The organism is Mucilaginibacter sp. (genome assembly GCF_039925265.1).
Lineage (GTDB): Bacteria > Bacteroidota > Bacteroidia > Sphingobacteriales > Sphingobacteriaceae > Mucilaginibacter.
Window position 1 is genome coordinate 1 of the sequence record NZ_JBDSZG010000066.1, and the last position, 23,393, is coordinate 23,393.

Annotated in this window: 27 protein-coding genes; 13 read left to right on the forward strand and 14 right to left on the reverse strand. The window is 42.1% G+C overall.

The features are described from left to right. Window positions 1–261 precede the first annotated feature (261 nt). From ABIX36_RS27025 to ABIX36_RS27050, 6 genes are read left to right on the forward strand one after another with little or no spacing between them, the layout of a single operon-like run. The gene (locus ABIX36_RS27025) at window positions 262–1,032 is read left to right on the forward strand and encodes an ABC transporter permease (protein WP_348085287.1); all 771 of its coding nucleotides are present in this window, start codon (window positions 262–264) and stop codon (window positions 1,030–1,032) included. Between the two features lie 4 nt (window positions 1,033–1,036). Continuing rightward, window positions 1,037–1,819 (forward strand): ATP-binding cassette domain-containing protein, encoded by a 783-nt coding sequence (locus tag ABIX36_RS27030; RefSeq protein WP_348085288.1) that lies wholly within the window; start codon window positions 1,037–1,039, stop codon window positions 1,817–1,819. Between the two features lie 6 nt (window positions 1,820–1,825). Beyond that, window positions 1,826–2,839: an MlaD family protein gene (locus tag ABIX36_RS27035; RefSeq protein WP_348085289.1), complete on the forward strand. Its 1,014-nt coding sequence runs from the start codon at window positions 1,826–1,828 to the stop codon at window positions 2,837–2,839. A 12-nt stretch (window positions 2,840–2,851) separates the two neighbouring features. Further along, window positions 2,852–3,286 carry a universal stress protein gene (locus ABIX36_RS27040; RefSeq protein ID WP_348085290.1) on the forward strand — a complete coding sequence of 145 codons (435 nt, stop codon included), beginning with the start codon at window positions 2,852–2,854 and terminating at the stop codon, window positions 3,284–3,286. Then, the gene (locus ABIX36_RS27045) at window positions 3,276–4,340 is read left to right on the forward strand and encodes a hypothetical protein (protein ID WP_348085291.1); all 1,065 of its coding nucleotides are present in this window, start codon (window positions 3,276–3,278) and stop codon (window positions 4,338–4,340) included. Before ABIX36_RS27040 ends, ABIX36_RS27045 begins: the two co-directional genes overlap by 11 nt. Then, a complete protein-coding gene (locus ABIX36_RS27050) occupies window positions 4,337–4,771 on the forward strand; it encodes a universal stress protein (RefSeq protein ID WP_348085292.1) in 435 nt (144 codons plus the stop codon). Before ABIX36_RS27045 ends, ABIX36_RS27050 begins: the two co-directional genes overlap by 4 nt. Before the next feature lie 7 nt (window positions 4,772–4,778). Here ABIX36_RS27050 and ABIX36_RS27055 read toward each other — a convergent pair whose 3' ends face one another. The 3 genes from ABIX36_RS27055 to ABIX36_RS27065 all read right to left on the reverse strand — a co-directional run bounded on the left by ABIX36_RS27055 (window position 4,779) and on the right by ABIX36_RS27065 (window position 6,271). Beyond that, window positions 4,779–5,090 (reverse strand): 3-oxoacyl-[acyl-carrier-protein] synthase III C-terminal domain-containing protein, encoded by a 312-nt coding sequence (locus ABIX36_RS27055; RefSeq protein WP_348085293.1) that lies wholly within the window; start codon window positions 5,088–5,090, stop codon window positions 4,779–4,781. Then, window positions 5,048–5,707 (reverse strand): hypothetical protein, encoded by a 660-nt coding sequence (locus ABIX36_RS27060; RefSeq protein WP_348085294.1) that lies wholly within the window; start codon window positions 5,705–5,707, stop codon window positions 5,048–5,050. The genes ABIX36_RS27055 and ABIX36_RS27060 overlap by 43 nt, the downstream gene beginning before the upstream one ends. A 408-nt stretch (window positions 5,708–6,115) precedes the next feature. Then, complete coding sequence (locus tag ABIX36_RS27065) at window positions 6,116–6,271, reverse strand: hypothetical protein (RefSeq protein WP_348085295.1); 156 nt, start codon at window positions 6,269–6,271, stop codon at window positions 6,116–6,118. 255 nt (window positions 6,272–6,526) lie between these two features. On the opposite strand from ABIX36_RS27065, the gene ABIX36_RS27070 reads away from it, so the two are divergent. The 4 genes from ABIX36_RS27070 (at window position 6,527) to ABIX36_RS27085 (ending at window position 9,528) form a co-directional block, all read left to right on the forward strand. Next, window positions 6,527–7,720 carry a PAS domain-containing sensor histidine kinase gene (locus tag ABIX36_RS27070; protein WP_348085296.1) on the forward strand — a complete coding sequence of 398 codons (1,194 nt, stop codon included), beginning with the start codon at window positions 6,527–6,529 and terminating at the stop codon, window positions 7,718–7,720. Next, the gene (locus ABIX36_RS27075; protein WP_348085297.1) at window positions 7,713–8,390 is read left to right on the forward strand and encodes a response regulator; all 678 of its coding nucleotides are present in this window, start codon (window positions 7,713–7,715) and stop codon (window positions 8,388–8,390) included. The genes ABIX36_RS27070 and ABIX36_RS27075 overlap by 8 nt, the downstream gene beginning before the upstream one ends. Before the next feature lie 24 nt (window positions 8,391–8,414). Beyond that, complete coding sequence (locus ABIX36_RS27080) at window positions 8,415–8,768, forward strand: helix-turn-helix domain-containing protein (protein ID WP_348085298.1); 354 nt, start codon at window positions 8,415–8,417, stop codon at window positions 8,766–8,768. A gap of 61 nt (window positions 8,769–8,829) precedes the next feature. Beyond that, window positions 8,830–9,528, forward strand: a complete 699-nt coding sequence (locus ABIX36_RS27085) for a YoaK family protein (protein WP_348085299.1) — start codon at window positions 8,830–8,832, stop codon at window positions 9,526–9,528. Window positions 9,529–9,759: 231 nt separating this feature from the next. On the opposite strand, the gene ABIX36_RS27090 is transcribed toward ABIX36_RS27085, so the two are convergent. From ABIX36_RS27090 to ABIX36_RS27135, 10 genes are all read right to left on the reverse strand, one after another. Beyond that, window positions 9,760–10,062, reverse strand: a complete 303-nt coding sequence (locus tag ABIX36_RS27090) for a hypothetical protein (protein ID WP_348085300.1) — start codon at window positions 10,060–10,062, stop codon at window positions 9,760–9,762. Window positions 10,063–10,081: 19 nt separating this feature from the next. After that, the gene (locus tag ABIX36_RS27095; RefSeq protein ID WP_348085301.1) at window positions 10,082–11,086 is read right to left on the reverse strand and encodes a zinc-dependent alcohol dehydrogenase family protein; all 1,005 of its coding nucleotides are present in this window, start codon (window positions 11,084–11,086) and stop codon (window positions 10,082–10,084) included. A 62-nt stretch (window positions 11,087–11,148) separates the two neighbouring features. Then, a complete protein-coding gene (locus ABIX36_RS27100) occupies window positions 11,149–12,531 on the reverse strand; it encodes an NAD-dependent succinate-semialdehyde dehydrogenase (protein WP_348085302.1) in 1,383 nt (460 codons plus the stop codon). Window positions 12,532–12,685: 154 nt separating this feature from the next. Continuing rightward, window positions 12,686–13,108: a hypothetical protein gene (locus ABIX36_RS27105; protein WP_348085303.1), complete on the reverse strand. Its 423-nt coding sequence runs from the start codon at window positions 13,106–13,108 to the stop codon at window positions 12,686–12,688. A gap of 19 nt (window positions 13,109–13,127) precedes the next feature. Continuing rightward, complete coding sequence (locus ABIX36_RS27110) at window positions 13,128–13,541, reverse strand: Hsp20/alpha crystallin family protein (RefSeq protein WP_348085304.1); 414 nt, start codon at window positions 13,539–13,541, stop codon at window positions 13,128–13,130. Between the two features lie 181 nt (window positions 13,542–13,722). Next, the gene (locus ABIX36_RS27115; protein ID WP_348085305.1) at window positions 13,723–14,004 is read right to left on the reverse strand and encodes a hypothetical protein; all 282 of its coding nucleotides are present in this window, start codon (window positions 14,002–14,004) and stop codon (window positions 13,723–13,725) included. Between the two features lie 174 nt (window positions 14,005–14,178). After that, a complete protein-coding gene (locus ABIX36_RS27120; protein WP_348085306.1) occupies window positions 14,179–14,562 on the reverse strand; it encodes a response regulator in 384 nt (127 codons plus the stop codon). A gap of 3 nt (window positions 14,563–14,565) precedes the next feature. After that, window positions 14,566–17,790 carry a CheR family methyltransferase gene (locus tag ABIX36_RS27125; protein WP_348085307.1) on the reverse strand — a complete coding sequence of 1,075 codons (3,225 nt, stop codon included), beginning with the start codon at window positions 17,788–17,790 and terminating at the stop codon, window positions 14,566–14,568. Between the two features lie 72 nt (window positions 17,791–17,862). Continuing rightward, window positions 17,863–18,066, reverse strand: a complete 204-nt coding sequence (locus ABIX36_RS27130; protein ID WP_348085308.1) for a BON domain-containing protein — start codon at window positions 18,064–18,066, stop codon at window positions 17,863–17,865. 13 nt (window positions 18,067–18,079) lie between these two features. Further along, the gene (locus tag ABIX36_RS27135; protein ID WP_348085309.1) at window positions 18,080–18,526 is read right to left on the reverse strand and encodes a BON domain-containing protein; all 447 of its coding nucleotides are present in this window, start codon (window positions 18,524–18,526) and stop codon (window positions 18,080–18,082) included. Window positions 18,527–18,735: 209 nt separating this feature from the next. Between ABIX36_RS27135 and ABIX36_RS27140 the strand changes: the two genes are divergently transcribed. Then, a complete protein-coding gene (locus ABIX36_RS27140; protein WP_348085310.1) occupies window positions 18,736–19,029 on the forward strand; it encodes a hypothetical protein in 294 nt (97 codons plus the stop codon). A gap of 23 nt (window positions 19,030–19,052) precedes the next feature. On the opposite strand, the gene ABIX36_RS27145 is transcribed toward ABIX36_RS27140, so the two are convergent. After that, window positions 19,053–20,849 (reverse strand): ATP-binding protein, encoded by a 1,797-nt coding sequence (locus ABIX36_RS27145; protein WP_348085311.1) that lies wholly within the window; start codon window positions 20,847–20,849, stop codon window positions 19,053–19,055. Window positions 20,850–21,105: 256 nt separating this feature from the next. Here ABIX36_RS27145 and ABIX36_RS27150 point away from each other — a divergent pair, with 256 nt between their 5' ends. Next, window positions 21,106–21,960, forward strand: a complete 855-nt coding sequence (locus tag ABIX36_RS27150; RefSeq protein ID WP_348085312.1) for a universal stress protein — start codon at window positions 21,106–21,108, stop codon at window positions 21,958–21,960. Window positions 21,961–22,075: 115 nt separating this feature from the next. Next, window positions 22,076–23,344 carry a hypothetical protein gene (locus tag ABIX36_RS27155; RefSeq protein WP_348085313.1) on the forward strand — a complete coding sequence of 423 codons (1,269 nt, stop codon included), beginning with the start codon at window positions 22,076–22,078 and terminating at the stop codon, window positions 23,342–23,344. The last annotated feature ends 49 nt before the right edge of the window (window positions 23,345–23,393 follow it).

Here is a 23,393-nt window from a genome sequence, read left to right on the forward strand (position 1 = left end):
AATCACTAAGTTTACTGCAAATCACACTGCTTAGTGATGATGGAGCTTTGACTGCTCGTTTACACCTTAAAATGCTGGCCCCTTTTGCAGCGGAATGGTGGTATACTTTCCCCGGAATAATCAAGGAGCATCATCCGTTTTTATGATTTCAGTCATGATATCAATAACCAAAACTGCCTACTTTTGAAACGGCCTCAGTAAGCCATTTTTTAATTTCTAAGCTATCCTACCTATAGATACATCGCTCTTTAAAACTCCCCTATGCCGATAATACTAAGCACTAAGAAATTTCTGGATGAAACAGGCAACATGGCCAGGTTTGTTGGCCGCTTTTTTTCTGCTGGCATTAAACCACGATATGAAAATAAAGAATTGCTGAACCAGTGTTTTATTATCGGCTATCAATCATTTCCGCTGGTAGGTTTAACATCGTTTATTATGGGCCTGGTATTAACTATGCAGTTACGGCCTTCATTAGTTGATTACGGCGTGGAATCGCAGTTGCCGGTGATGGTTGGCCTGGCAATTGTCCGGGAGATCGGGCCGGTTATCACCGCTTTAATATTTGCCGGAAAAATCGGGAGCAGTATCGGCGCTGAACTGGGTTCTATGAAAGTGACGGAGCAAATAGATGCCATGGAGGTTAGTGGCATTAAGCCCTTTAAATATTTAGTAGCCACCCGTGTACTGGCCGCTACACTAATGCTGCCGATATTGACCATATTGGGTGACGCGGTTGCTTTGTTTGGTGCCTACCTGGGTGTAAATATTAAGTCCGTAACCAGTTTCAGCTTATTTTTTTTACAGGTTTTTAAAAGCTTGAGCTATAGCGATGTATTGCCCGCCATTATCAAAACCTTCTTTTTTGGTTTTGCTGTGGGGTTAGTGGGGTGCTATAAAGGTTTCAACTCTAATAAAGGGACGCAGGGAGTGGGTATTTCTGCCAACTCGGCGGTGGTATTATCATCTGTATTAATTTTCATCATCGACCTTTTAGCGGTGCAGCTCACCGAAGTATTAGGCCTCAATTAAACAGATGAAAGCAACTACTAACTCAAACACAACAAATACCGGTACGAGCACGGGAGACAATAAGCCCGTCATCGTTATAGAGCACCTGTACAAAAGATTCGGCGATAAGAAGGTGCTGAACGATTTTAATCTAATCGTTGAAAAGAATAAAAATGTGGTGGTATTAGGCAAGTCAGGTTCCGGCAAATCGGTACTGATCAAATGCATTATCGGATTGTTAAAACCAGATAGTGGCAGCATTAATGTATTCGGCGATAACATCCCGAAGTTAGATGAAGACGAATTAGATCAGGCAAGGGCTAAGATCGGGTTTTTGTTTCAAAGCAATGCGTTATATGATTCTATGACTATCCGCGAGAACCTCGAATTTCCGCTAAGGCGGCATTGGGTCGATATTGCCGATGATGAGGTCGATCTGCTGGTTGTTGAAGCGTTAGATAACGTTGGGTTGGCCCATACGTCGGGCCTGATGCCATCTGAGTTGTCGGGTGGGATGCTTAAACGCATTGCACTGGCCCGCACCATGATACTGAAGCCGGAGGTGATTTTATACGATGAACCTACAACAGGGCTGGATCCGGTAACCTCACGGGAAATAGAAGACCTTATCATTGCCTTGCAAAAAAAATACCATACCTCTTCTATTATCATTTCGCACGATATGAATTGTGTGAAAAGAACAGCCGATGTGGTTGTGTTATTACTGGATGGCAAATGTTACGCGCAAGGTTCGTTTAAAGAACTACAGCTATCTGAGGACCAAAATATTAAGCAATTTTTTGAATAAAATACCATGGCAGAACAAAAAGCAAATAATATCAAACTCGGGGTTTTCGTAATGTCAGGTTTACTGGTGCTCATTGTCTCGTTTTTTATTATAGGTAAAAACAGCAATATTTTCGGTGCCGATTTTAAACTGAAAGTGCGGCTAAATAACCTAAACGGGCTAACAGAGGGCAACAATGTTTTATTTTCTGGCATACAAGCTGGTACCGTAAAAACGATTGAGCTGATCAACGACACCACTATTGAAGTAACCATGCAAATCAATAGCAAAGTAAAATCGCACATACATAAAAATGCCCTAGCAGCAGTGGGTACCGAGGGTTTGATGGGTAATAAGATCGTTAATATAACACCGGGAAAAGCGGCTGGTGCGCAAGTAATAGATGGAGATATGCTGGGCGCGCAAAAGGTGGTGAGTATGGATGAAGTAATTGCCACCTTATCTAAAACCAACAATAATGTAGCCAGTATATCCGAGGTTTTAAAGGGCACCGTGCTACGGATTGACAGCAGCGAGGTACTCAAATTACTCAACGATAAAGAAATTGGCATCAGCTTAAAATCGTCGTTGAAAAATATTCACCAGGCGACAGAAAACGCTAATCAACTGACGATAGGCTTGAACAGTTTAATCTCTGGAATTAAAAATGGTAAAGGTGCGGCTGGGCTATTGTTGACTGATACCACCATGGCTGCCAATTTAAAGTATGCAGCTGTCAATATCAGATTGGCAAGCAATAATGCTAACCAAATGACTATACAGTTAAATACTATGGTAAAAGGCATAAACAACCAGTTGACCCATGGCGGCGGGCTTGTTAACACCTTACTGAGAGATTCTGTTATGGCAAACAATATGCGTAAAACCATGGAGAATCTTAAAAATGGAATGGACGGCTTCAATCAGAACATGGAGGCCTTAAAGCATAATTTCCTTTTTAAAGGATATTTTAAAAACGTGGAAAAGAAGCGTGTAAAAGATTCTATTACAACACAGCAAGCCCTTAAAGCCAGGCCATAAATCATCACCAAAATGGAATTTAAAAAGATACTGATTGCTATTGACAACACCCCAAGTGCGGAAAAAATAGCTATTAATGGCTTACAATTGGCCCGGCAATATCAGGCAGAGGTTGCTCTTGTAAGTATTGTTGATAGCTCTATATTAGAAAACCATGACGGCGCGACTCCCCGGGAACTTGAGGATATGGCTGATGGCAGTTTTAATACCACCCAACAGCATGTAATTGACCACGTATTTAAAAACTACCCGGTTAAAACCTTTGTGGAACAGGGTAACCCGGCAAAAGTTATTGTAAAGGTGGCTGAAAACTGGAATGCCGATATCATTGTGATGGGTACCCACGGCAGGAAAGGTATTGCCCACCTGCTCATGGGCAGTGTGGCCGAAGATGTATTGAGGCACTCCAAAAAGGCGCTGGTGATCATCCCGATCTTTGAATCATAATACCAAAGCGCAAAACGTGATACAGGTAAAAAAAGAAGGCATTATAATTTCAAAAACCGACCTGGTTTTTGAAAGCGATTCGGTATTAAACCCGGCAACAATTAAGGTAAATGACGATCTTTACTTGTTTTACCGCGCGGTGCAAAAAGGAAACTTCTCGTCTATCGGCCTTTGTAAATTATCCGGCCCGCTAACGGTTGCGGAACGGTATGTCCAGCCCGTCCTCTCCCCCCTGCTTGACATCGAATCGCAGGGCATGGAAGATCCCCGGGTTGTGCAGATTGACGACTTATATTATCTTACCTACACTGCCTATGACGGGGTAAATGCCATGGGTGCCCTGGCAACCTCCGCAAACCTTGTTGATTTTACCAGGCACGGTATCATTGTACCTGTTTTTTCTTTCACCGAATTTAAGAACCGTGCCGAGAGATCTGGTGCACTTAACGAAAAGTATGGCCGTTACGCCCATGATCATATCCAGATCCGAAAGGGCAAAAAGGTGCTGCTTTGGGATAAAGATGTCGTTTTTTTTCCCAGGAGAATAAACGGCCAACTGTATTTCCTGCACCGGATAAAGCCCGATATACAGATCGTGGCCATAAACGAATTGGCAGACCTAACCAAAGCTTTCTGGAATAATTACTGCGATCATTTCAGCGACCATATCGTACTGGCTCCAAAACACGACCATGAAGTGAGTTATATAGGCAGCGGCTGCCCGCCGGTTGAAACTGATCAGGGTTGGCTGGTGATCTATCATGGTGTGCATGATACCACTACAGGCTATGTTTATTCGGCTTGTGCAGCTTTGCTCGATCTGAATAATCCGAAGATAGAGATCGCAAGATTGCCTTATCCCCTCTTTGCTCCCGGAACTGCCTGGGAGTTAAATGGTGTAGTAGATAGCGTTTGTTTCCCTTCGGGCACTGCGTTGTATGAAGATACGCTGTATATCTATTACGGCGCTGCAGATTCTTCGGTCGCCTGCGCCTCGGTCAGTTTACGTAGCCTGTTGAACGAATTGCTAAAATTCAAAATCGATAAACCATGAAAACATACAAAATGCTGATCGCGGTGGCCGGTGGGCCCGATGCTGAAAACGTTGCCTTAAAGGGCTTGCTATTTGGCAGACCCATACAGGCCGAAATTACCTTGATCAGTATTGTCAAACCCATCCTTGATGTTAGTGACGATGGTGCTACATCAAAGGAGATCACCGCTGAACTTAGGCTTACCTATGAAAAGAGCTTACAAGAGCTAACTGAAAAAACATTTAAAGATTACCCGGTAAAAACTTTTGTGGCGGAAGGTAAACCTTATTCTATGATATTGAAAATAGCCAACGATTTGGCAGCCGATGTGATTGTATTGGGTATTCACTGTAAAGTTGAGAAGTTGCAATTTAGTACCCATGATGATTTTGATGAACTTATTAAAGAGTGTAAAATACCTTTAATACTGGTGCCCACGATATCAACTTAAGCAGATGTCAAATCTTAATTACTACGCCTGCATAAGTTAAGCCTCCGCCAAAACCTAATAACAACGCTTTATCCCCGGCCTTAACTTTTTTCGCCTGTATCCCTATGCCCAAAGCCAGCGGAATAGAAGCCGATGATGTATTGCCATAATATTCCAGGCTGGTGAGCATTTTAGATAATGGAAAATCAAGTGCTTCAGCAACGGCTTCAATGATGCGCATATTTGCGCTATGCAGCACAAGCCAGTCCAGTTCGTTGGCCGTCAATTCATTTATCGCTAATAGTTCATTACTTTCAGGCTCATGTTTTGTACCGCCCATTTAAACACAGCACGGCCATTCTGATGGATCTTACCATCAGGAATGATAATTTCCCCGTTTATTTGCCGGGGTTGGGTTGAAAGATACAGGTCTTTGCCATGGCTGCCATCGGTTCCGGTAATGCTTTTCAATATATGAACATCTACAGATGGCTCTACCAGCACAGCACCTGCACCGTCGCCGAATAAGATACACGAAGCCCGGTCATTGTAATCAGTGATCTTTGAAAGTGTTTCGGCACCAATGACCAATACTTTTTTATGCGAGCCCGCGGCAATTAATCCCTTCGCCAGGATAATACCGTATACAAAACCGGCGCATGCCGCCATAAGGTCTAAACAGCCGGCGTTGGGTACCTGTAATTTATTTTGCACCTGGCTTGCCGTATTTGGCATTAACTGGTCGGCGGTTGTTGTGGCAACCATTATAAAATCGACACCAATCAAATCAATACCGGCATTTCCGGCAACCAGTTGCTTAATTGCCTGTACAACCAAATCGCTGGTGAGTTCATCTGCTTCTGCAAATCGTCTTTCCCTGATCCCGGTACGACTGACGATCCATTCCTCGCTGGTATCAATAGCGTCTTCAAACCATTTATTTGTTATAATTTTCAAAGGAGTGTAAACTCCTAAAGCTGTTATTTTAGCATTCACTGTAGAGGGTGTTTTGAAGTGTTTGTTATTTGAATACTCCTTCGATCAACTGAGTCATCCCATGGGTTGTGCTGTAGCCAATGTCAAATATTGCATCAGCGTACTTCATTTCGAACATATTATAACCGGATAGGTCTGGTTCAATAAACAGATCGCAATTTTTACTATGGGCGGCTACTGTACTGCCAATAGCCAGTTCAAAGCAACGCTCAAATACCTGCAATCCTTGGGAATAGCAGTTATTAGCACATCTATTAAAACTTTAGGCGAAAAAAGTCCGCCGAAAGAAAATATAGCGCCTATAATATTAGTGGATGAATTTCCCTTAGCCAGTTTAAGTATTTCCCGGGGTGAATAACCTGCAGCATATCAAGCCCAAATAATGGCACCCGAACTTACGCCCGGCTTGATACCCATTTCATCGAGTGCCTGCAATAGCCCAAGATGCGCTATTCCCCTAACTCCCCCGCGCGAAAGAACTAAGCCTAATTTATCCATTTCCAATTCCTGATCTTGGGCATACATTCTTTACTGTTATTGCCGGTTTAACCATGTAGTACGTTTTAACAATTGGATACTTCAAATTTCTATATACTAACCTGTTAAACAGATGACAATTATCAGGCAGATAAGTGATCTCTATCATTCTTTTATCTTTTAGGTAGTCCATCTTTGTAAAACAGGGTGTAGTGACCCGCGTCACAAATTGTTGTAACCCAAATCACATTGGTTGATGGATACCTTGCGGCTATTCTCGCCGGTAACCTTCTTTCAATATCAATGGAAAACACCGCTCTTTTAAAAGCCATAATAGATAACGCAATCGACGGCATTATCACGATCAACGAACTGGGCCTTATCGAAACGATTAACCCCTCCGGCTGCCGGTTATTTAACTATGAGCCCGCGGAGGTGATTGGTAAAAATATTGCTATGTTGATGCCGAATCCTGACAGCGCCCTGCATGACGGTTATCTCAGCGCCTACCGGCAAACAGGCAAGGCAAACATTATCGGTATTGGCCGGGAAGTGATCGGGTTGAGGAAAGACGGTGTAGTATTCCCGTTTCGGTTAGGCATCAGCGAGGTGCAGTTCTCCGGGCGTAAAATTTATACAGGGTTTATACATGACCTAACGAGGGAAAAAGAAGCGGAAGAAAAATTACAAGACTATGCAATGCACCTGGAAGAACAGGTGGAAGACCGGACACGTTTATTAATGGAATCTGTAAAGGCGTTAGAAGAGGCCAAAGAAAAAGTAAGTTATTCTTTAGCTCACGAAAAAGAATTGAGCCAGATGAAAAGCCGTTTTGTTTCGATGGCTTCCCATGAGTTTCGTACACCGCTCAGCTCCATTCAATTATCAGCAATATTAGTAGAGAAGTATGCAGAACAATCTGATCAACTGAGTATTGCTAAACATATTGGTAAGATTAAAAACTGCGTAAGTGCGCTTACCGGCATTTTGAACGACTTCCTTTCCCTCGAGCGATTAGAGGCGGGTAAAGTAAGTCTCTCTATTTCAGAGTTTGATGTTGTTAAATTTGCAGAGGAGACTACTGAAGAAATGCAAATGATTGCGAAGGAAAATCAAAAGATAGTTTATGAACACACCGGCAGTTTGAGTTTAATCAGGGCGGACCAGGCACTTTTAAAGAATTGCATCATCAATCTTATTGGCAACGCGATCAAATATTCGGGCCAAAACACATTTATTGAGTTTAACACGGCGCTCACCGAATACCAGCTAACCGTAGTTATAAAAGATGACGGAATAGGCATACCGGAAACTGATCAGAAACATTTATTTGAAGCCTTTTTCAGAGCGCATAACACCGGTAATATACCGGGAACCGGCCTTGGCTTAAACATAGTAGCACGATATACAGAATTAATGCACGGCCAGATCAATTTCAAAAGCAAAGTTGACTTGGGTACATCATTCACGCTTATTTTTCCTACAAATAATGGATAAACGTATCTTGATCATTGAAGATAATAACGATCTCCGCGAAAGTACCGCAGAGATATTGCAGCTTTCGGGATACGAGGTATTGCAGGCCGCTAATGGAAAAGAAGGTGTAGAACTTGCAGGAAAGCATTTACCAGACCTTATTTTATGCGATATTATGATGCCCGAGCTTGACGGGTATGGCGTGCTTTACCTGTTGGATAAAAACCCTGAAACCCTTTCTATTCCTTTTATATTCTTAACTGCAAAGGCAGAGCGCCTTGATTTCAGGAAAGGGATGGCAATGGGCGCAGATGACTACCTGACCAAACCCTTTGATGACCTGGAACTATTACACGCGATAGAAACCCGCCTGAAAAAAAGTGAAAAGCAAAAAGCTTACTTCAGTAAGACACTTCAAAACCTGGAGAAATTAACGCTAAGTTCAGGGAGCGGTATCGCCGAACTTAAAGCCTTGATAGCCGGCCGAAAGATTCGGCAGGTGAAAAAAAAACAAGTTCTGTATTATGATGGAGATCAGCCCATGGGTATATATATTGTGGTAGATGGAAGCTTTAAAACTGTAAAATTAGCTGACGACGGGCGGGAATTAATTACCGGGCAACACCAAAGCAACGACTACCTGGGAATTAACGCGCTGCTGTTAGACGAAACTTTTAACGAAACCGCATAGGCTTTAGAAGATGGGGCGGTATGTATGTTGCCAAGGGCGGAGGTCATCAACCTGCTCAATAAATACCCCGAGGTGGGGCAACAGTTTATCAAAATATTATCCAACAACGTCCGGGAAAAAGAAGATCAGTTATTAGAACTGGCGTACCATTCCGTAAGAAAACGCCTGGCGCAGGTCCTCCTCAGACTGAGCAAACAATCCAAAGATGGCCCACTGGTATTCAAAGCATCAAGGGATGAATTAGCATCCATGGCGGGTATAGCGATGGAAACGGTTAGCCGAACCTTAACCGATTTTAAAGACGAAGGATTAATTGAAAAACAACGCAACGTAATTCAAATACTGGACATGAACCGGCTGCTGCGTATGAAAAACTAACTATACGATGTTAAGGCACCTGGGCAATAACCGAACCGCACAGCACAATCTAAAATTGGCTATGATGCTGGGGCTGACCGCCGGGTTTGTTAATGCGGCAGGTTTCCTCGGATTCGCCGTACTAACCACAAATGTTACCGGCCATGCCGCGCTTTTTGCGGAAAGAGTGGCCTTACAGGATTGGAAAACAGCGAAAGTGGTGGCCTTGTGGATGGTCCTTTTTTTTGCAGGGGCTTTTATCTCGAGCTTAATTGTTTCGATGGCAAAAAAGAGCCAGCGATCATCCTATGTTATTCCTGTAATAGTCGAAATCCTGATTTTAGCTACTACCGCGCTTTACGGAAATCTTTATCAGGGAAATTTACTAATTAAAGAACTATTTGCGGGGAGTTTGCTTTTTGCCATGGGCATGCAAAATTCATTAGTGTCCATCATATCGGGATCTGTTGTAAGAACTACCCATTTAACCGGCACATTTACCGACCTGGGCATAGAATTGGCTCAATGGGTAAGCAATAAAAAAATGGAGCACAATGATTTACGATCCAGGATAAAACTAAGGCTATATATTATTTGTTCTTTTATGGCCGGGGCTATTTCGGGCGCATATCTTTTTCGCCTTTGGCGGTTTCATTCTTTTTTTATCCCGGCCTGCTTACTATGTTTAGCCTTGATTTACGATGTCCTCCGGGTCAAGGTAAAGCACTACTATCATGTCAAGTCTGCGGCATTCAAAAAAGCCATACATCCCGCCGGTTAATATTAAAGAGCCTTATCTATGCCAATACAGGTTCTTGCGGGTAAGGGTTTACTGTTTCTTCGTCTTCATACGTAACTGCGCTGCAAAAAGCCTCCGGTACGATTAGTAGCAGGAGCCGCGATGACGAAGCTAACTGCTTAATGATACTGACGTGGAAAATGCGCTCAAAAAAATCGTAACGTTTGTGCACAAGCGCCAGGATGCCGATAGTTCCTGAACGCGTAATGCTTATCAGATCCGATTTGATATCGTCTCTTTAATGTTTTGATAGGTAATAGTAGGGTGGTTTTTACCGGGATTAAATTTAGCAGTAAAACTATGCTCGGTTTCTGAAGGCGTAATTGGAAACCCGACAGGCGAAATATAACTGATGGCTAAACTCGCTTGGTACGGCGCGGTCATCTTTATCAAATATTTCATTACCGCGGTGTTATCAAAAGTAAGGTCGGTAGCGTAGCCAATAGTATTAAACTCCTTTATGAGGGTTCTTATTTCGGGATGACCTGAGACACCCGGAACGTTGACTTTTGTCACATCTATAGTTACATATTTGTTACATCACTAATACCGCTGCACCCTGAATGCTGCTATGGCGTAATTTGCTGATCGCTTCATTAGCTTGTTGTAAATGAAATACCTGCGTTTGCGTATGTACAGGAACACGATTCAATATATCAAAGAAATCCTTGCCATCCTGACGAGTTATATTAGCCACCGATTTAACAGACCTTTCTCCCCAAAGCAGCTGATAACTAAAAGCCGGAACGTCACTCATGTGGATGCCACCGCAAACAACTTCGCCTCGCTTATCTAACGCCGCAAGTGCCTGAGGTATTAACTCACCTGCAGGAGCAAAAATGATAGCGGCATCCAATTTTTCGGGCGGTAATTCGCTAACGCTTCCCGCCCAATCGGCCCCCATCTTTAAGGCAAACAACTGAGAGTCAATATTGCCTTCGCGAGTAAACGCAAATATTTGCTTTTCTTGTGCTTTAGCTATCTGCGTAATGATATGAGCTGCGGACCCAAACCCATATATCCCAATATTTTTCGCCCCGGTGCTAATCATGCTATAGCAACGATAACCAATCAACCCGGCGCATAACAGGGGTGCCGATTCGGGCCGGGCAAAGCGAGCTGTTAAGGGTAGGCAAAACAAGGCATCAGCCACCGTATATTCTGAAAAACCGCCATCAATAGTATACCCGGTAAATTCGGCATTGTCACATAGGTTTTCTTCTCCCCTTTTGCAAAATTTACAGTATCCGCAGGTATACCCCAACCACGGCACGCCAACCAGATCGTTTATTTTCAGTGTTGTTACATTCTTGCCAATACTTACTACCCTGCCAATAATTTCATGGCCGGGAACGAGGGGTAGTTTTGGCTTCTTCAGTTCGCCGTCTATGATATGCAGATCTGTGCGGCAAATACCACAGGCACTTACTTTGATCAGTACCTGCCTATCAGACGGAATGGGGACAGCCATTTTTTTATAAACCAATAACCGGCCTGGATGCTCCAGCACCATAGCATTCATCATTACACGTATTGTCATATCCAGCTGAATTAAACCCGACTATCTGTTCCTAAGAACGGGCAGTTGGGATCATAAATATTTTAAAAAACATCAGTCAATGCGCTTACTCTGATGAGTTTTTTATTTACAAATTCATCTATACCCAGGCTGGACAACTCCCTTCCATAGCCAGAGCGCTTGGTACCGCCGAAGGGAAGGTCGGGCGTGGTCCATGTGGGGTGATTAATAAATACCATACCTGTATCTATCTGATCGGCCACACGCTTACCGCGTTCAATATCATTGGTGAATACGGATCCGCCCAATCCAAACGGAGAATCATTGGCCAGCACAATGGCTGCCTGTTCGTCCTTCACCCGGTAGAAAGAGGCTACGGGGCCAAACAGTTCTTCATCATAGGCGGCCATACCCGGTTTAAGATCTGTTAAAATAGTGGCTTCCATAAAGGCCCCGGGGAAATTTATCCGGCTTCCACCTAAAATTACCGTTGCACCTGCCTTTACAGACCTTGCCACCTGGTCGGCAAGGTTAACTGCGGCTTCTTCGCTGCTTAAAGGTCCTAACTGCGTTTCCGCGTCCATTGGGTCGCCAACTTTCAAATCAGCTATCTTGTGCTTAAATTTGGTTAAAAACTCATCAGCCACGGCTTCCACCACAATGATGCGTTTGGCTGCTACGCAGCACTGGCCTGTATTATTCATACGGCCAACAATTGCCCAATCTACAGCCTGATCAACATCGGCATCTTCGAGTACGATAAAGGCGTCGTTTCCGCCCAACTCCAGCACCGATTTTTTTAAATATTTGCCAGCTACCGCAGCTATACTGCTGCCTGCAGCTTCGCTTCCCGTTAAGGATACGCCTTTGATGCGCTCGTCGGCAGCTAATTCCGAAGCTCTTGCACCGGAGATCAGCAGATTTGTATAAACACCCTCCTGAGCGCCGGCTGTTTTAAATATTTGTTCGATAGCGATGGCGCATTGCGGTACATTGGAAGCATGTTTTACCATCACCACATTACCGATCATGATATTAGGCGCGGCAAACCTGGCAACCTGGTAAAACGGAAAGTTCCAGGGCTCAACACCCAATAAAACACCAATTGGCGAATGGCGAATAAAGGCCTCTCCTACTTTAGGCTCGAGCACTTTATCATCCAGGAAGTTTTCACCGTTAATGGCGTAATAGTCAAAAATATCCGCACTTAAATCAATTTCTCCGCGGCTTTCGGCAATTAACTTGCCCATTTCCAGCGTGATGATAGTAGCCAGTTCTTCTTTTCGTTCCCGCATCATCATAGCTACCATATGCAGCAGGTTAGCCCTCGTTGCATAATCGGTTTTGCGCCAAAGCACAAAAGCCTGCTCCGCTGATGCAACTGCCGCCTCAACGGCATCGGGTGTTGTTTCTGCAAAAGTTTTAATGACCTGATTATTGCTGGGATTTTTGGTTTGAATAGCCATAAATTAAGAATTATATAATGGTTTAAAAATTGGTATAAATCAGTTTGTTAATTATAAGTAGATAAGCAAGGGCAATTTATTTTAATCCAATAGCACACCCCGGGGTTGCTGTGTTAAACAATTGGGCAAAAGCATTTGGTATGATGGTACATAATCAATTACCCGTTAGTTGTTTATTTTGCAATGAAATAGTTTTGATGAGAAGAAATAACTCGGTCTTTACTTCGCAATATTCTACATTGAAATTCCGCATCAGGTAGTCCAGCTCCATTTGCTTGGATGCAAGTGCCGATTCATTTTCATGTAATAGTTCTTCCCCAATCTGTTCTGAGATTTCAAACTGATCGTTTAGCATATAGTCTGAATACTTTTTGTCTTCCTCCAGCTTAGTTATTTTTTTAATGGCGATCCGGAGTCTTTCGGCAAAAGTTTGATCGGATAACCTGATGATGCATACGTCAAGCTGGCTTTTAAGAAAAGCAGTTTCAATATTAAAAAAGTTAAGTTCAGCTATCCAACGTCTGGCCAACATGTTGTACTGTTGTATACGGTTTGGGAAAGTGATGGCTTGTATCATGCTCTGTAGCGTTAAAAAATCAATTAGCAGTTTTTATAGTTTTCTTACCATGCAGAAAGCGCTCGTTTTTTTTAAGATGAACGATCAGCATGCCGTGGTGATACCTGGAGGAAACATCATCTGTAATTACATTTTCGGGCAGGCGAAAAGCCCGGGCAAAAGAAAGCCTGGAGAATTCTCTTCGGGTAAAGGCTTTTTGTGTATCGTTTTCCTCGTGGTCGGTTTCCGCTGTTATCGTCAAAATGTCACCTTGGGTCTTTACCTTGAAGTCGCTTTTTTTAAACCCGGGAGCCGCTATTTTCAATTCATATTTTCGATCGTGCTCCCGAATATTAACGGCATAGGACAACGGGCTTAGCACTGCATCCGGAAGGAAGAAGTTTTCCATAGCCGATGGTTCTATTTTATCGTGTCCTTTTGATTTATCTGACATAGTGATGGTGATTTAATATCGTAAAGGTGGTTGTTATTATATGGGACTATCGTGATACCCGTCAGCGAGTTTAGTGACGTTTGTCATCAGAATAGGGACGGTAAACCACCAATTATATATAATCGCTTTTTAAAATCAACCATCATTGTTTCATGGTGGTCGTTCCGTCCCATATCCATTATCAATCTTTTTTGTGGTTGTGCTCTTCTAACTTTTCTGCAGACCTCTCGTCCATCTCTCTGATCTCCGTATTATCCTTTTTGATATCCGCCCGTATCAGGGCAAAAAGGCTCATGTAAATATTAGCGATCCATACCAGGGCAAACCCCGCTAAAATATATCCACGCCAGTCCTGAAAAAGCAACTGATATTTAGAGAAGATCAATACCAAAATGGTGACGTAATGGCTGAAACAGTATTCGCAGGTGAAGGGGTAGAAAAACTTTCCGGCTGCGCAATGCAAAGTATTCCCGTGGTTCGCGGAATACTTCTTCGTGTGTCACCGTCCATGCCATACAGGCTATTCCTGTGATATTTCTGGACGGTAAATCGAAAGCCTACGGATGATATGAATGCGGCAACGGGTTAATGGGGTTCCAAAGCCGAATAGCCAAGAAAATCCGGAAAAACCGATTTGTTATAGCTCTACCGGGGAATTACCGAAGAGTTGATCTATCATGTTATTGATATGGGCGAGGCCAAAGGGTTTGGCCAGGTAATAATCTGCCCCTGCTTGCCAGGAAAGGGCTTTAACATCTGCATGGGCAGAAAAAAATATAACCGGGATGTTATGCAAGTTTTCCTGCTTTTTGATCGTTTGAGTGGCTACAATGCCGCCACAATCGGGTATATTGTTATCCATCATGATCAGGTCCGGATGGTAACGATCAATTTTTTCGAGTACATTGGTGCTGTCTTCAGAACTGTGTACTTTCCATCCTCTCTCTTCAAAAATATAGGTTAATATATCAACTATTGATGAATCGTCGTCAAAGATCAGCACCGTTTTCGATCCCCCCATCGTTTAACGTTTAAAGTAAATTTTAAAGGTGCTGCCTTTACCCGCCTGGCTTTCAACTTCAATTTTGCCACCCGAAGCATCTATTATTTTTTTTACGAGATAAAGGCCAACGCCCTGCCCTTCCATATCTTCGTTTATTCTTTGGTACATTTTAAAAATAAAATCGATACGGTCTTTAGCTACCCCTATACCATTATCTTTTACGGTTAGTAAGATAAACCCGTCTACGTTTTCAGTTTTAATGCTCACTTCGGGCTGCCGTCCGGGTGAACTGAATTTAAGGGCGTTAGTAAGGAGGTTGAGTAAAATACTTCTCAAATATTTTCTAGAAAACCGTATTTCTTTTTCCCGAAAATCCGTTGATAAAATCGCATTCGATTTTTTGATCCTTTCATCCAGTGTGTCCAAAATATTGCCGTATATCTCCACAAAGTTTTCCTGCCGGCTATCCTGGGCTATTTCGGCGTCCATCATCCCGATCTTACCCAAGTCACTGATCACCGTTTTAAAATTGGTAACAGCTGTGTTCATGATCGCCGCCAATTTCAAAACGTCTTTATCATTGGGGTCGAGTTTTTTGTGTAATATATTGAGCACCATTTCGATATTCAGGATCGGCACATTCAAGTCATGAGAGGCACCATAAACAAAATTATTTAAATCGGCATTAATTCGGGTGAGGCTTTGGTTGCTGGCATCGAAATTTGTATTACTGATATCAAGATTTTTAAGCAACTCTTTTAATTCGCTGATGTCATAAAAACTAATAATAGCACCATCCGGCTTTTCGCTCCCCTTTTTTAAGTAAGGCATTATCATTACCTGGTAAGTTTTATGATCAACAGAAGCCGCCTCCATGGTAAACGTTTCGCCGCCGGCTATTACTTTTTTGATATCATCGATCCACTCCCCGAGATTAATATTTGTGGTAATGTTACTCAGCGGGCGCCCAATGTCACTATCCCTGATATTGATGTGCTTAACAGCAGCAGGGGAATACTTTTTCAATAACAAATCCTTGTCCACAAAAAGCTGACCGTTGGTATTGCTTCGAAAATAATTATTTAGATCATCGTTCAGATCAGTCAACTCGTCAATGGTAAGCTGGTGTTCTTTATTTATCGTTTGTAGCTCTTCGTTCGTACTCTGCATCTCTTCATTTGCAGATTGCATTTCTTCATTTGCCGACTGAAGTTCCTCATTAAAAGACTGCATATTTTCGTTAGACGAGGCTATCCTATCATGAGCTACCTGGAGGCTGTGCTTTGTTTCGGTCAGTTCTTTTTCAAGGGCTGTTAAATGGTCACGGGTTAGTTGGTCAATATCAGTATCCTTAATCGTAAGGGTGCGTTTCGTTTTCTGCTTACTGCCGGAGAAGAATATCAGCAAATTTATTTCGCCTGTTTTTAAAGTTACAGGAGTAATAGTTATGTCAACCAGCATTGCTTTTCCCGAATGATCGGCAAACTGTAAAGCTTTTATTATCACCTGTTTGTTCAAGGAAATAGCCTGACGCGCCGCAGCTTTAAAAATAACAGCAGTATTATCAGGCAGTAGCTCGTATAAGTTAAAATTGAATATCTCTTTTTTCAGGAATGGCGCCGGGTTACCAAACGACCGTATTACCGTAAGATGCTCGTCTGTACACACACCATTAATACGTGCATCTCTAATAATTGCCAAATTTATCTCGTCGGCAATTGCCAACTTAGCGTTAACCACCGGAGCCGTTCTGCTTACCTCCATAATAGTGGTTTTCAGCTCTTCGAGTACTGGTGACGAAAAGGGATCAAACCGGATACCGCGGCCGATCTTCTTACTTTGCAGTATATTCCATTTATTACTTATTTCCTTAAAATCTTCTTGTAATATCCCTGCATTCTCACTTGGCCCTAAAAACAAATAACCATCTTTTTTTAATCCAAAATGCATCATGCCAAATACCTTTTTCTGCAGTACCGTATTTAAGTAGATCAGCAGATTACGGCAGCTGATCAAGTCCATGTTACAATAAGGCGGGTTTTTCACAAGGTCGTGCTGTGCAAAAATGAGCATCTTCCTTATCTCGTGTTTAATTTTGTAACTTGAATCGTCGCACCTCGTAAAAAACTTTTCCAGGCGTTCTACAGAAACCGTTTTTTCTATCTGTTGAGCATAAACGCCCCGTGAGCCAACGTCCAGTGCGGCTTTATTCAAATCGGTAGCAAATATTTTAACCTCAATTTTTTTAGCTGTTTTGTTCAGATACTCTTTAACCAAAATAGCCAACGAATAAGCCTCTTCGCCCGTGGCGCAGCCTGCCACCCATATTTTCAAAATATCGCCCGGCACCTTATTGTCTATTACTCCGGGAATAATCGTTTTTTCAACAATTTCAAAGGCTTCCTGATCCCTAAAAAAAGAAGTCACACTGATCAAAAAATCATTCGCCAGCAGTTCAATTTCCCTGGGGTTATTTTGCAAAAAAATATAATACTTATCCACCCGGCTAAAATTATGCTGAAGCATACGCCTTTTAATGCGGCGAAGTATAGTTGGCCGTTTATAATCAGTAAAATCCAGCGGCATATTCCCCTTAATCAGATTAATAATACCGGCTAATTCAACATCACTTAGGTCTTCGGGTTTTTGATCTGGCAGCAGGTCAAGTTTGTTGTTTTTTACAAAATCTTCTATTACCTGCGGCATTGCCTCCGGCGACAGGATGAAGTCAGCGCAATCCGTCTCAATAGCTGAGAATGGCATTTCACTGAACGACGCGGTCTTTGGATCCTGAACGATTACCATACCCCCTTGTTCCTTTATCGCTATAACCCCTTTACTGCCGTCTTTTCCGGTACCGGAAAGTACAACACCAATAGCTTTGCTACCAATTTCGTTGGCCAGGGATATAAAAAAATGATCAATGGTCATATACGGTCGTGGTTCCTTAGTTTTGGCTGACAAAATTAGTTTACCGGCTTTGATGGCCATAAAATTAGAACTCGGGATAAGATAAACTTTGTTAGACTCGATAACAATATCGTTGACAACCTCTATCACCTGCAATTTGGTATGCCGCGTTAATATAGCGGCCATTTGGCTTTTAAAATCGGTGGCGAGATGTTGAATGAGGATATAGGACACCGCATCAAGCGGTGTATGGTCAAAAAAAGCGGCTATCGCATCTAACCCACCGGCAGATGCACCAATGGCTATAATATATTGCTGATCGCTGATCTTGGCCATAATTAGGGTAGTTTATATCCGATTAGGACCGGGGTTAGGCAATGTACTGATAAGCATCTGTATTGATGTTACTTATATTTTTGATGAATTGATTATTAAATGATTATCAACCATGGATACGCCTGGTGTAAGCCAGGTTACTCTTTCCACCGCTTGTTTCTCCAAGCGGGATCGGATAGTGCCATTGAGGATAACTTTAGTTCCCCTGGTAATTACCTGTGTTTTATCGGCAGCGAAATCTCCACTCCTTTCAAGCGTCTTTCTAATGTTGGTCACCAGGTTGGGGTTGCTAATCCTCTGGCTTTATGGTTATGCTGTTAACGCTGCTTTTAGTTCCCCGCAAGTTATTAATGGTGTTATCTGCCTGGTCTTTTTGAAAATTCCAGTCAACCTCTCCGGCCAGTTTAACATTGCCGTTAGTAACTGCAATTTTAATCTCACCTTCGGGTACATAAGTATTGAGTTTGAACGCCATTAAAATATTTTTGGCTACCATATAATCCGAAACAACATCGTGTGGTGCCAGTTGTACGTTAAGTTCTTCCGCAACGGCTGTTACCCCTTTAACCGCCCAAACGGCATTTTCAGCTGCCACCCTTTTGCCGTAACTATCTACGTTTCCGGTCAAAGTAACTATCCCATCATGTACATTCATACCAATATTGGCATTTTGGAGTATGGGGTCCCATTTAAGTTCATCCGTTACATCCCTCAGAATCTCTTCATCCGTTCTCATGCACTGCTTACAATTTATTACGCAAACCTCCTGCTTAATAGTGACATAGTAGGTGACCGTCGTCACTATACCCACATTATTATCACAAAGTTTCAACAATGCGCCAGGTCACGCTTTTAGCTGATGAAAGTCACCCTTGGTAACAAAATGTGGTCATACCTTCGCTTCAATTGCATTTCGATCATTTATATCTTCATTAACAAAATATTATGGCCAATATTAAAAACGTTCATCCCTTAAGCGCCGAAAAACTTTTCGACCTGCTGAAAAAAGAGTTTCCGGATTATATTAATCAAAGACTGGGCTCTGAACTTAGCATAGACTTCGCACATGTTTATGATGTGATCAACGTAATGTTTCCCGAAGTTATTGAAGGGGCTGTTTTCTCGGTTACCGTAAACGACGATGAAATTACCATTTCGGGCGATTTCGATTCACCGGAATATAATAAAGCCTTGCTGGAAAAGGAATTAACTGATTTTATAGCGTTAAAGGCATCTTAAACCTGGTATTTCGGGAGCCGGCCTTAATTAACTATTGGCAGCGAAATAGTAAAAGCGGTACCCTGGCCAACTTTACTCTCAAAACTAATGGCTCCGTTCATTAATCCAACGTAACGGGTTACAATATTTAACCCCAAGCCGGTGCCGGGAATATTACCGGTATTATGAGCTCTAAAAAATGCTTCAAATAAGTGCTGCTGATCTTCTAAAGGTATCCCTATACCATTATCTGTCACCGTTATTACTAACCGCTCCAAGGTACTTTCGGTATGAAATCTTATGGTTGTATTTTCTCCTGAGTATTTAACGGCATTACTTATCAGGTTAATGATGCAATTTTTCAATAATGCCTTATCCAGTTGAGCCGTGGTTACTTCCCCCTTATGCGAGTAAACAATTTGCTGGTTTTGTTTGGCGGTCATCTGCATTTGTTCTGTGATCTCCTCTGCAAACGGAATGATATCCAGGAAATCCAAAACACAATCAATTTTTCCGCTTTCAAGCCTTTCGAGTGATAGAAAATCGTTTAAAATACCATTAACGTTCCCCAAAGTGGCCCTTATCTTCGCAATGTGTTTATCAATATTTGGATTTTGATAAGGCTGAGCATATTTTTCGATCAGGATCGCGGATAGCTGTATAGAACTCAGCGGTGTACGGAACTCGTGCGAAGCCATAGATACAAAACGGCTTTTTAGATGATTGAGTTCGCGCTCTTTCTTTAATGACTGGTTAACTTGTTCTTTACCATCTTCCAAGGCCCTAACAGATTCCTGTAAATTCTTATTGCTGATATCTAAAGCCTGCAACAGCTTTTTTAGTTCCGTGATATCGTAAAAACTAATCACAGCCCCATCGGCCCTTTTTTTATCCTTCCTTACATAGGGCATGGTCATTACCTGGTAGATCTTTCCGTCCGATGATTCTGCCTCCCTCGTTATAGTCTGGCTACTGCCAATAACCATTTTAATATCTGCTATTAATGTTTCAACTTTAATATTGGTGGTGATATTATTCAAGGGCCTTCCGATGTCGCTTTCCCTGATATTGATCAATTTGGCAGCGCTGGGAGAATACTTCTTAAGCAACAGTTCATGGTCCACAAATAACTGCCCGTTAATGTTACTTCTGAAATAGTTATTCAGGTCGTCATTAAGTTCTGTTAGTTCTGAATTGGTTATCTGCTGCTCTTTATTAATTGTCTGCGATTCTTCGTTTACAGATTGAAGTTCTTCGTTGGCACTTTGCATTTCTTCATTGGCAGATAAGAGTTCCTCGTTAAAAGACTGCATATTTTCGTTTGTGGATGCGATCTGCTCAAGTGCTATCTCCAGTTCTTGCTTTGCATCGTTCAGTTCAAGTTCCAAAGCCGATAAATGCGCCTTACTTAATTTTGCAATTGCGGCCTTCGTTATTGGAACTACTTTTGCAGATTTACTTTTACCATCGGAAAACAAGATCAATAAGAATTTATTGGTGGTTTGCTGCTTTAGGAATGGCCGAATTACAACATCTACCTTATGTTCGGCAATTCCGTTATCATCCTCAAATTTCAAACCACCGAGTAAAATACGTTGGTTACTCTTCAACGCTTTATATGCTGCGGCTTTAACGGTTAACGATACATCATCGGGCAGCAAGTCGTTTAAATTACTGTTAAATATTTCCTTTTTAAGGTATTTGGCTATAGCACCAAACGATCGCAGAACTTTTAAGTCCTCATCAGTGCAAACCCCACAAATACCGGATTCCTCCAGGATAGTTTTATTCACTTCATCGGCAAAAGTTAAAATTGGAAAAGGAATGTTGCTTATATCCATTAGGGGTATGTAAAAACCGATGAGTAGTAATGCAGAGCTTAAAGATAGCACTAAAAAGAGTGTAATTTTTAATTAATTAAATTTCAAAGCAGAAGTAAATGTGATGAAAGTACGATAACCACAAATATTTACGAGTCGAAAAATTATAGCGAAGAGCTTTTCTTCTTGTGCAATATCATTTTAAACCATGACGCAGGTCATTAGCTACCGGCCCCGAATTGATGAGATTTGATAATAGAAGTTAACCATCAAAACCATGAAAAAGATTCTCATTCCAACCGATTTTTCCGCCGATGCAACGCATGCCGTAGACTACGGCTATTTCCTGGCTAAACAGTTGAGGGCGAATATTATTTTGTGCAACGTTGTAACTGTGCCTGCCGAATTACCACAAGCCGGCGTTATTGTATGGCCTATGGACGAAAGCGATGTGCTCCTGAAGGACAGTGCGGACGAATTGGCGAAACTAAAAACCAGGCTTCAGGTAAATGATCGTTTTGAAGGATTTAAACCTGTAGTTACTATTGTGAACGAATGCGGGCTATTCCTGGATGTTGTTAACCAAATTATAAATACAGAATTTGTAGATCTGGTAGTGATGGGCGATCACCACAGCGACGGGCTGAGCACTTTCATGTTAGGAAACCATAGCAAACGAATGATTGACGCTGCAACCCAAATATTGGTAATAGTGCCAAATAACGCTAATGCCAACCCCGTAAAAAAGATCGCGTTCGCCGTTGATCTGGAAAACGCCCAAAGCGACCTGAGCGAAGTATACAAACTAATTCCATTGGCTAAAGAATTGGATGCGGAGATCCTGATCGTCCACATTCAGGATGAAAAGCATCAAACTGTCCGCTTAAAAAAATGGATGGATAATTTTTTAACCGAACTATCTAACAAAGCGGATTATCCAAACATCTACTATAGAATTGTTAAAAGCGAAAATATAGAGAAGGGTTTGAAATGGTTGTGCGAGCATGGGCAGATAGATATGCTGGCGATGCATCACCGGCAACATGGTTTCTTTGATTCGCTAATCAACGGAAGCCATACGCAGAATATGGCCGGCAAGCTATCGATACCACTAATGGTAATGCCCGCATAATTCTATCAAACTAACCATTACCAACCATTTTAGCCTAACACGCTACGCGTGTTTTACAAAACTCATCATGCAAAAATCTATTAGATCCGGCCCGTGTTTTAAAGCTTTTGGCAATATGGGCATTATAATCGGCACCGTATTTCTGATGCTCTATTTAATTACTAATGCTAAAGCGGCCGGCACAACCTTAAAAATCGACAAGGAGGACAGCGCAGAACGAGACACCGCTTTGTCTGAAATGATCAGATCACAACTTGCAAAACATAAGTATGGCTTATATTACCCGCTGTCAGTATCCCGATTTTATCAAAGCACCGGGTTCAAGCTGGCTTTTGTTGCGCCGGAAACGGTAAAAACCCATGCAGGGGAAGCAATGATGTTCTTAGACTGTGTTATTCAATACGGTTTAAACCCATCTGATTATCACTCAAAGATACTGACATATGAAAGGTTGAATAAGTTGGTAAAGCTGGGTAGTAACGAGGGTATCAGAGAAAAGGCTTTTTTCGATATGATGCTTACAGATGCCATGATAACGCTGATAAACAATTTGCATTACGGCAAACTCAACCCTTATCATTCAACCAATGGGATAGATTTAGGCATTGCCCCAAACAATGTTAGCGGGAGCGTACTACAGTACGCTATGGCTCAAAAAGACTTTATGAGTGCTGTAGAACTTGCGCAACCAAAATCGGCTGCCTATGTTAACCTGCAAAAGCACATGCGTTTATTAACGGGTGTTTATGACCTGGATTGTTATGATACTCCGGACAGCACTATTCGCAAAATGGCTATAAATATGGAACGGTTAAGGTGGATCACACATGATTCCACTACCTATATCGATGTTAATCTGGCGGCTTCTAACTTAACCTTCCATTCAAAAGGCAGCACCTATAAAATTAATATTAACGTTAGCGCTCCGGCAATTCCCACAGCGGCTTTAAAAACCGTAATCACTTCCTTTACCATAACCGGCAATAAGCCAAATCATCCAAACGGCTTCCTTTTCCGTTTATCCAACTATACCAATCCGTATATCTACGGTACAACGGGCAGCCAATCTTTCCAGGCACCCGGGCAACGGTTTACCGGTGGGAATATCGAGTTAGCGCAACCTGATAAACTTGCTCAGTTTTTATCAGCTAATGACGGCTCTCTTTATAGATTAGCTATTTTACTTAAAACATTGAAAAAGAAACAGGTAAAAACCTTTAACCTAAAAAAAGGGACAGAGATTGTAATTGCATATTTAACCTGTGAAATGATTGATGGGGCCTTAATTACCTATAATGATGTTTATAATTTAGATCCTCTTTTAGAACTGCGCTTATACGGTATCAAAAACCAATTCACCCAAATCCGTGACGCTAACAACTAAAAATCTTGCGCCTGTGGTATACTTTGTGTTTAAACGCCTGTTTGCAAAT

Bases quoted from the DNA above. Each gene is read 5' to 3' on its own strand.
- ABIX36_RS27025 (WP_348085287.1), top strand. From the start codon at position 262: ATGCCGATAATACTAAGCACTAAGAAATTTCTGGATGAAACAGGCAAC.
- ABIX36_RS27030 (WP_348085288.1), top strand. From the start codon at position 1,037: ATGAAAGCAACTACTAACTCAAACACAACAAATACCGGTACGAGCACG.
- ABIX36_RS27035 (WP_348085289.1), top strand. From the start codon at position 1,826: ATGGCAGAACAAAAAGCAAATAATATCAAACTCGGGGTTTTCGTAATG.
- ABIX36_RS27040 (WP_348085290.1), top strand. From the start codon at position 2,852: ATGGAATTTAAAAAGATACTGATTGCTATTGACAACACCCCAAGTGCG.
- ABIX36_RS27050 (WP_348085292.1), top strand. From the start codon at position 4,337: ATGAAAACATACAAAATGCTGATCGCGGTGGCCGGTGGGCCCGATGCT.
- ABIX36_RS27055 (WP_348085293.1), bottom strand. From the start codon at position 5,090: ATGGGCGGTACAAAACATGAGCCTGAAAGTAATGAACTATTAGCGATA.
- ABIX36_RS27065 (WP_348085295.1), bottom strand. From the start codon at position 6,271: ATGTATGCCCAAGATCAGGAATTGGAAATGGATAAATTAGGCTTAGTT.
- ABIX36_RS27070 (WP_348085296.1), top strand. From the start codon at position 6,527: ATGGAAAACACCGCTCTTTTAAAAGCCATAATAGATAACGCAATCGAC.
- ABIX36_RS27075 (WP_348085297.1), top strand. From the start codon at position 7,713: ATGGATAAACGTATCTTGATCATTGAAGATAATAACGATCTCCGCGAA.
- ABIX36_RS27080 (WP_348085298.1), top strand. From the start codon at position 8,415: ATGTTGCCAAGGGCGGAGGTCATCAACCTGCTCAATAAATACCCCGAG.
- ABIX36_RS27085 (WP_348085299.1), top strand. From the start codon at position 8,830: ATGATGCTGGGGCTGACCGCCGGGTTTGTTAATGCGGCAGGTTTCCTC.
- ABIX36_RS27095 (WP_348085301.1), bottom strand. From the start codon at position 11,086: ATGACAATACGTGTAATGATGAATGCTATGGTGCTGGAGCATCCAGGC.
- ABIX36_RS27100 (WP_348085302.1), bottom strand. From the start codon at position 12,531: ATGGCTATTCAAACCAAAAATCCCAGCAATAATCAGGTCATTAAAACT.
- ABIX36_RS27105 (WP_348085303.1), bottom strand. From the start codon at position 13,108: ATGATACAAGCCATCACTTTCCCAAACCGTATACAACAGTACAACATG.
- ABIX36_RS27110 (WP_348085304.1), bottom strand. From the start codon at position 13,541: ATGTCAGATAAATCAAAAGGACACGATAAAATAGAACCATCGGCTATG.
- ABIX36_RS27120 (WP_348085306.1), bottom strand. From the start codon at position 14,562: ATGGGGGGATCGAAAACGGTGCTGATCTTTGACGACGATTCATCAATA.
- ABIX36_RS27125 (WP_348085307.1), bottom strand. From the start codon at position 17,790: ATGGCCAAGATCAGCGATCAGCAATATATTATAGCCATTGGTGCATCT.
- ABIX36_RS27135 (WP_348085309.1), bottom strand. From the start codon at position 18,526: ATGAGAACGGATGAAGAGATTCTGAGGGATGTAACGGATGAACTTAAA.
- ABIX36_RS27140 (WP_348085310.1), top strand. From the start codon at position 18,736: ATGGCCAATATTAAAAACGTTCATCCCTTAAGCGCCGAAAAACTTTTC.
- ABIX36_RS27145 (WP_348085311.1), bottom strand. From the start codon at position 20,849: ATGGATATAAGCAACATTCCTTTTCCAATTTTAACTTTTGCCGATGAA.
- ABIX36_RS27150 (WP_348085312.1), top strand. From the start codon at position 21,106: ATGAAAAAGATTCTCATTCCAACCGATTTTTCCGCCGATGCAACGCAT.
- ABIX36_RS27155 (WP_348085313.1), top strand. From the start codon at position 22,076: ATGGGCATTATAATCGGCACCGTATTTCTGATGCTCTATTTAATTACT.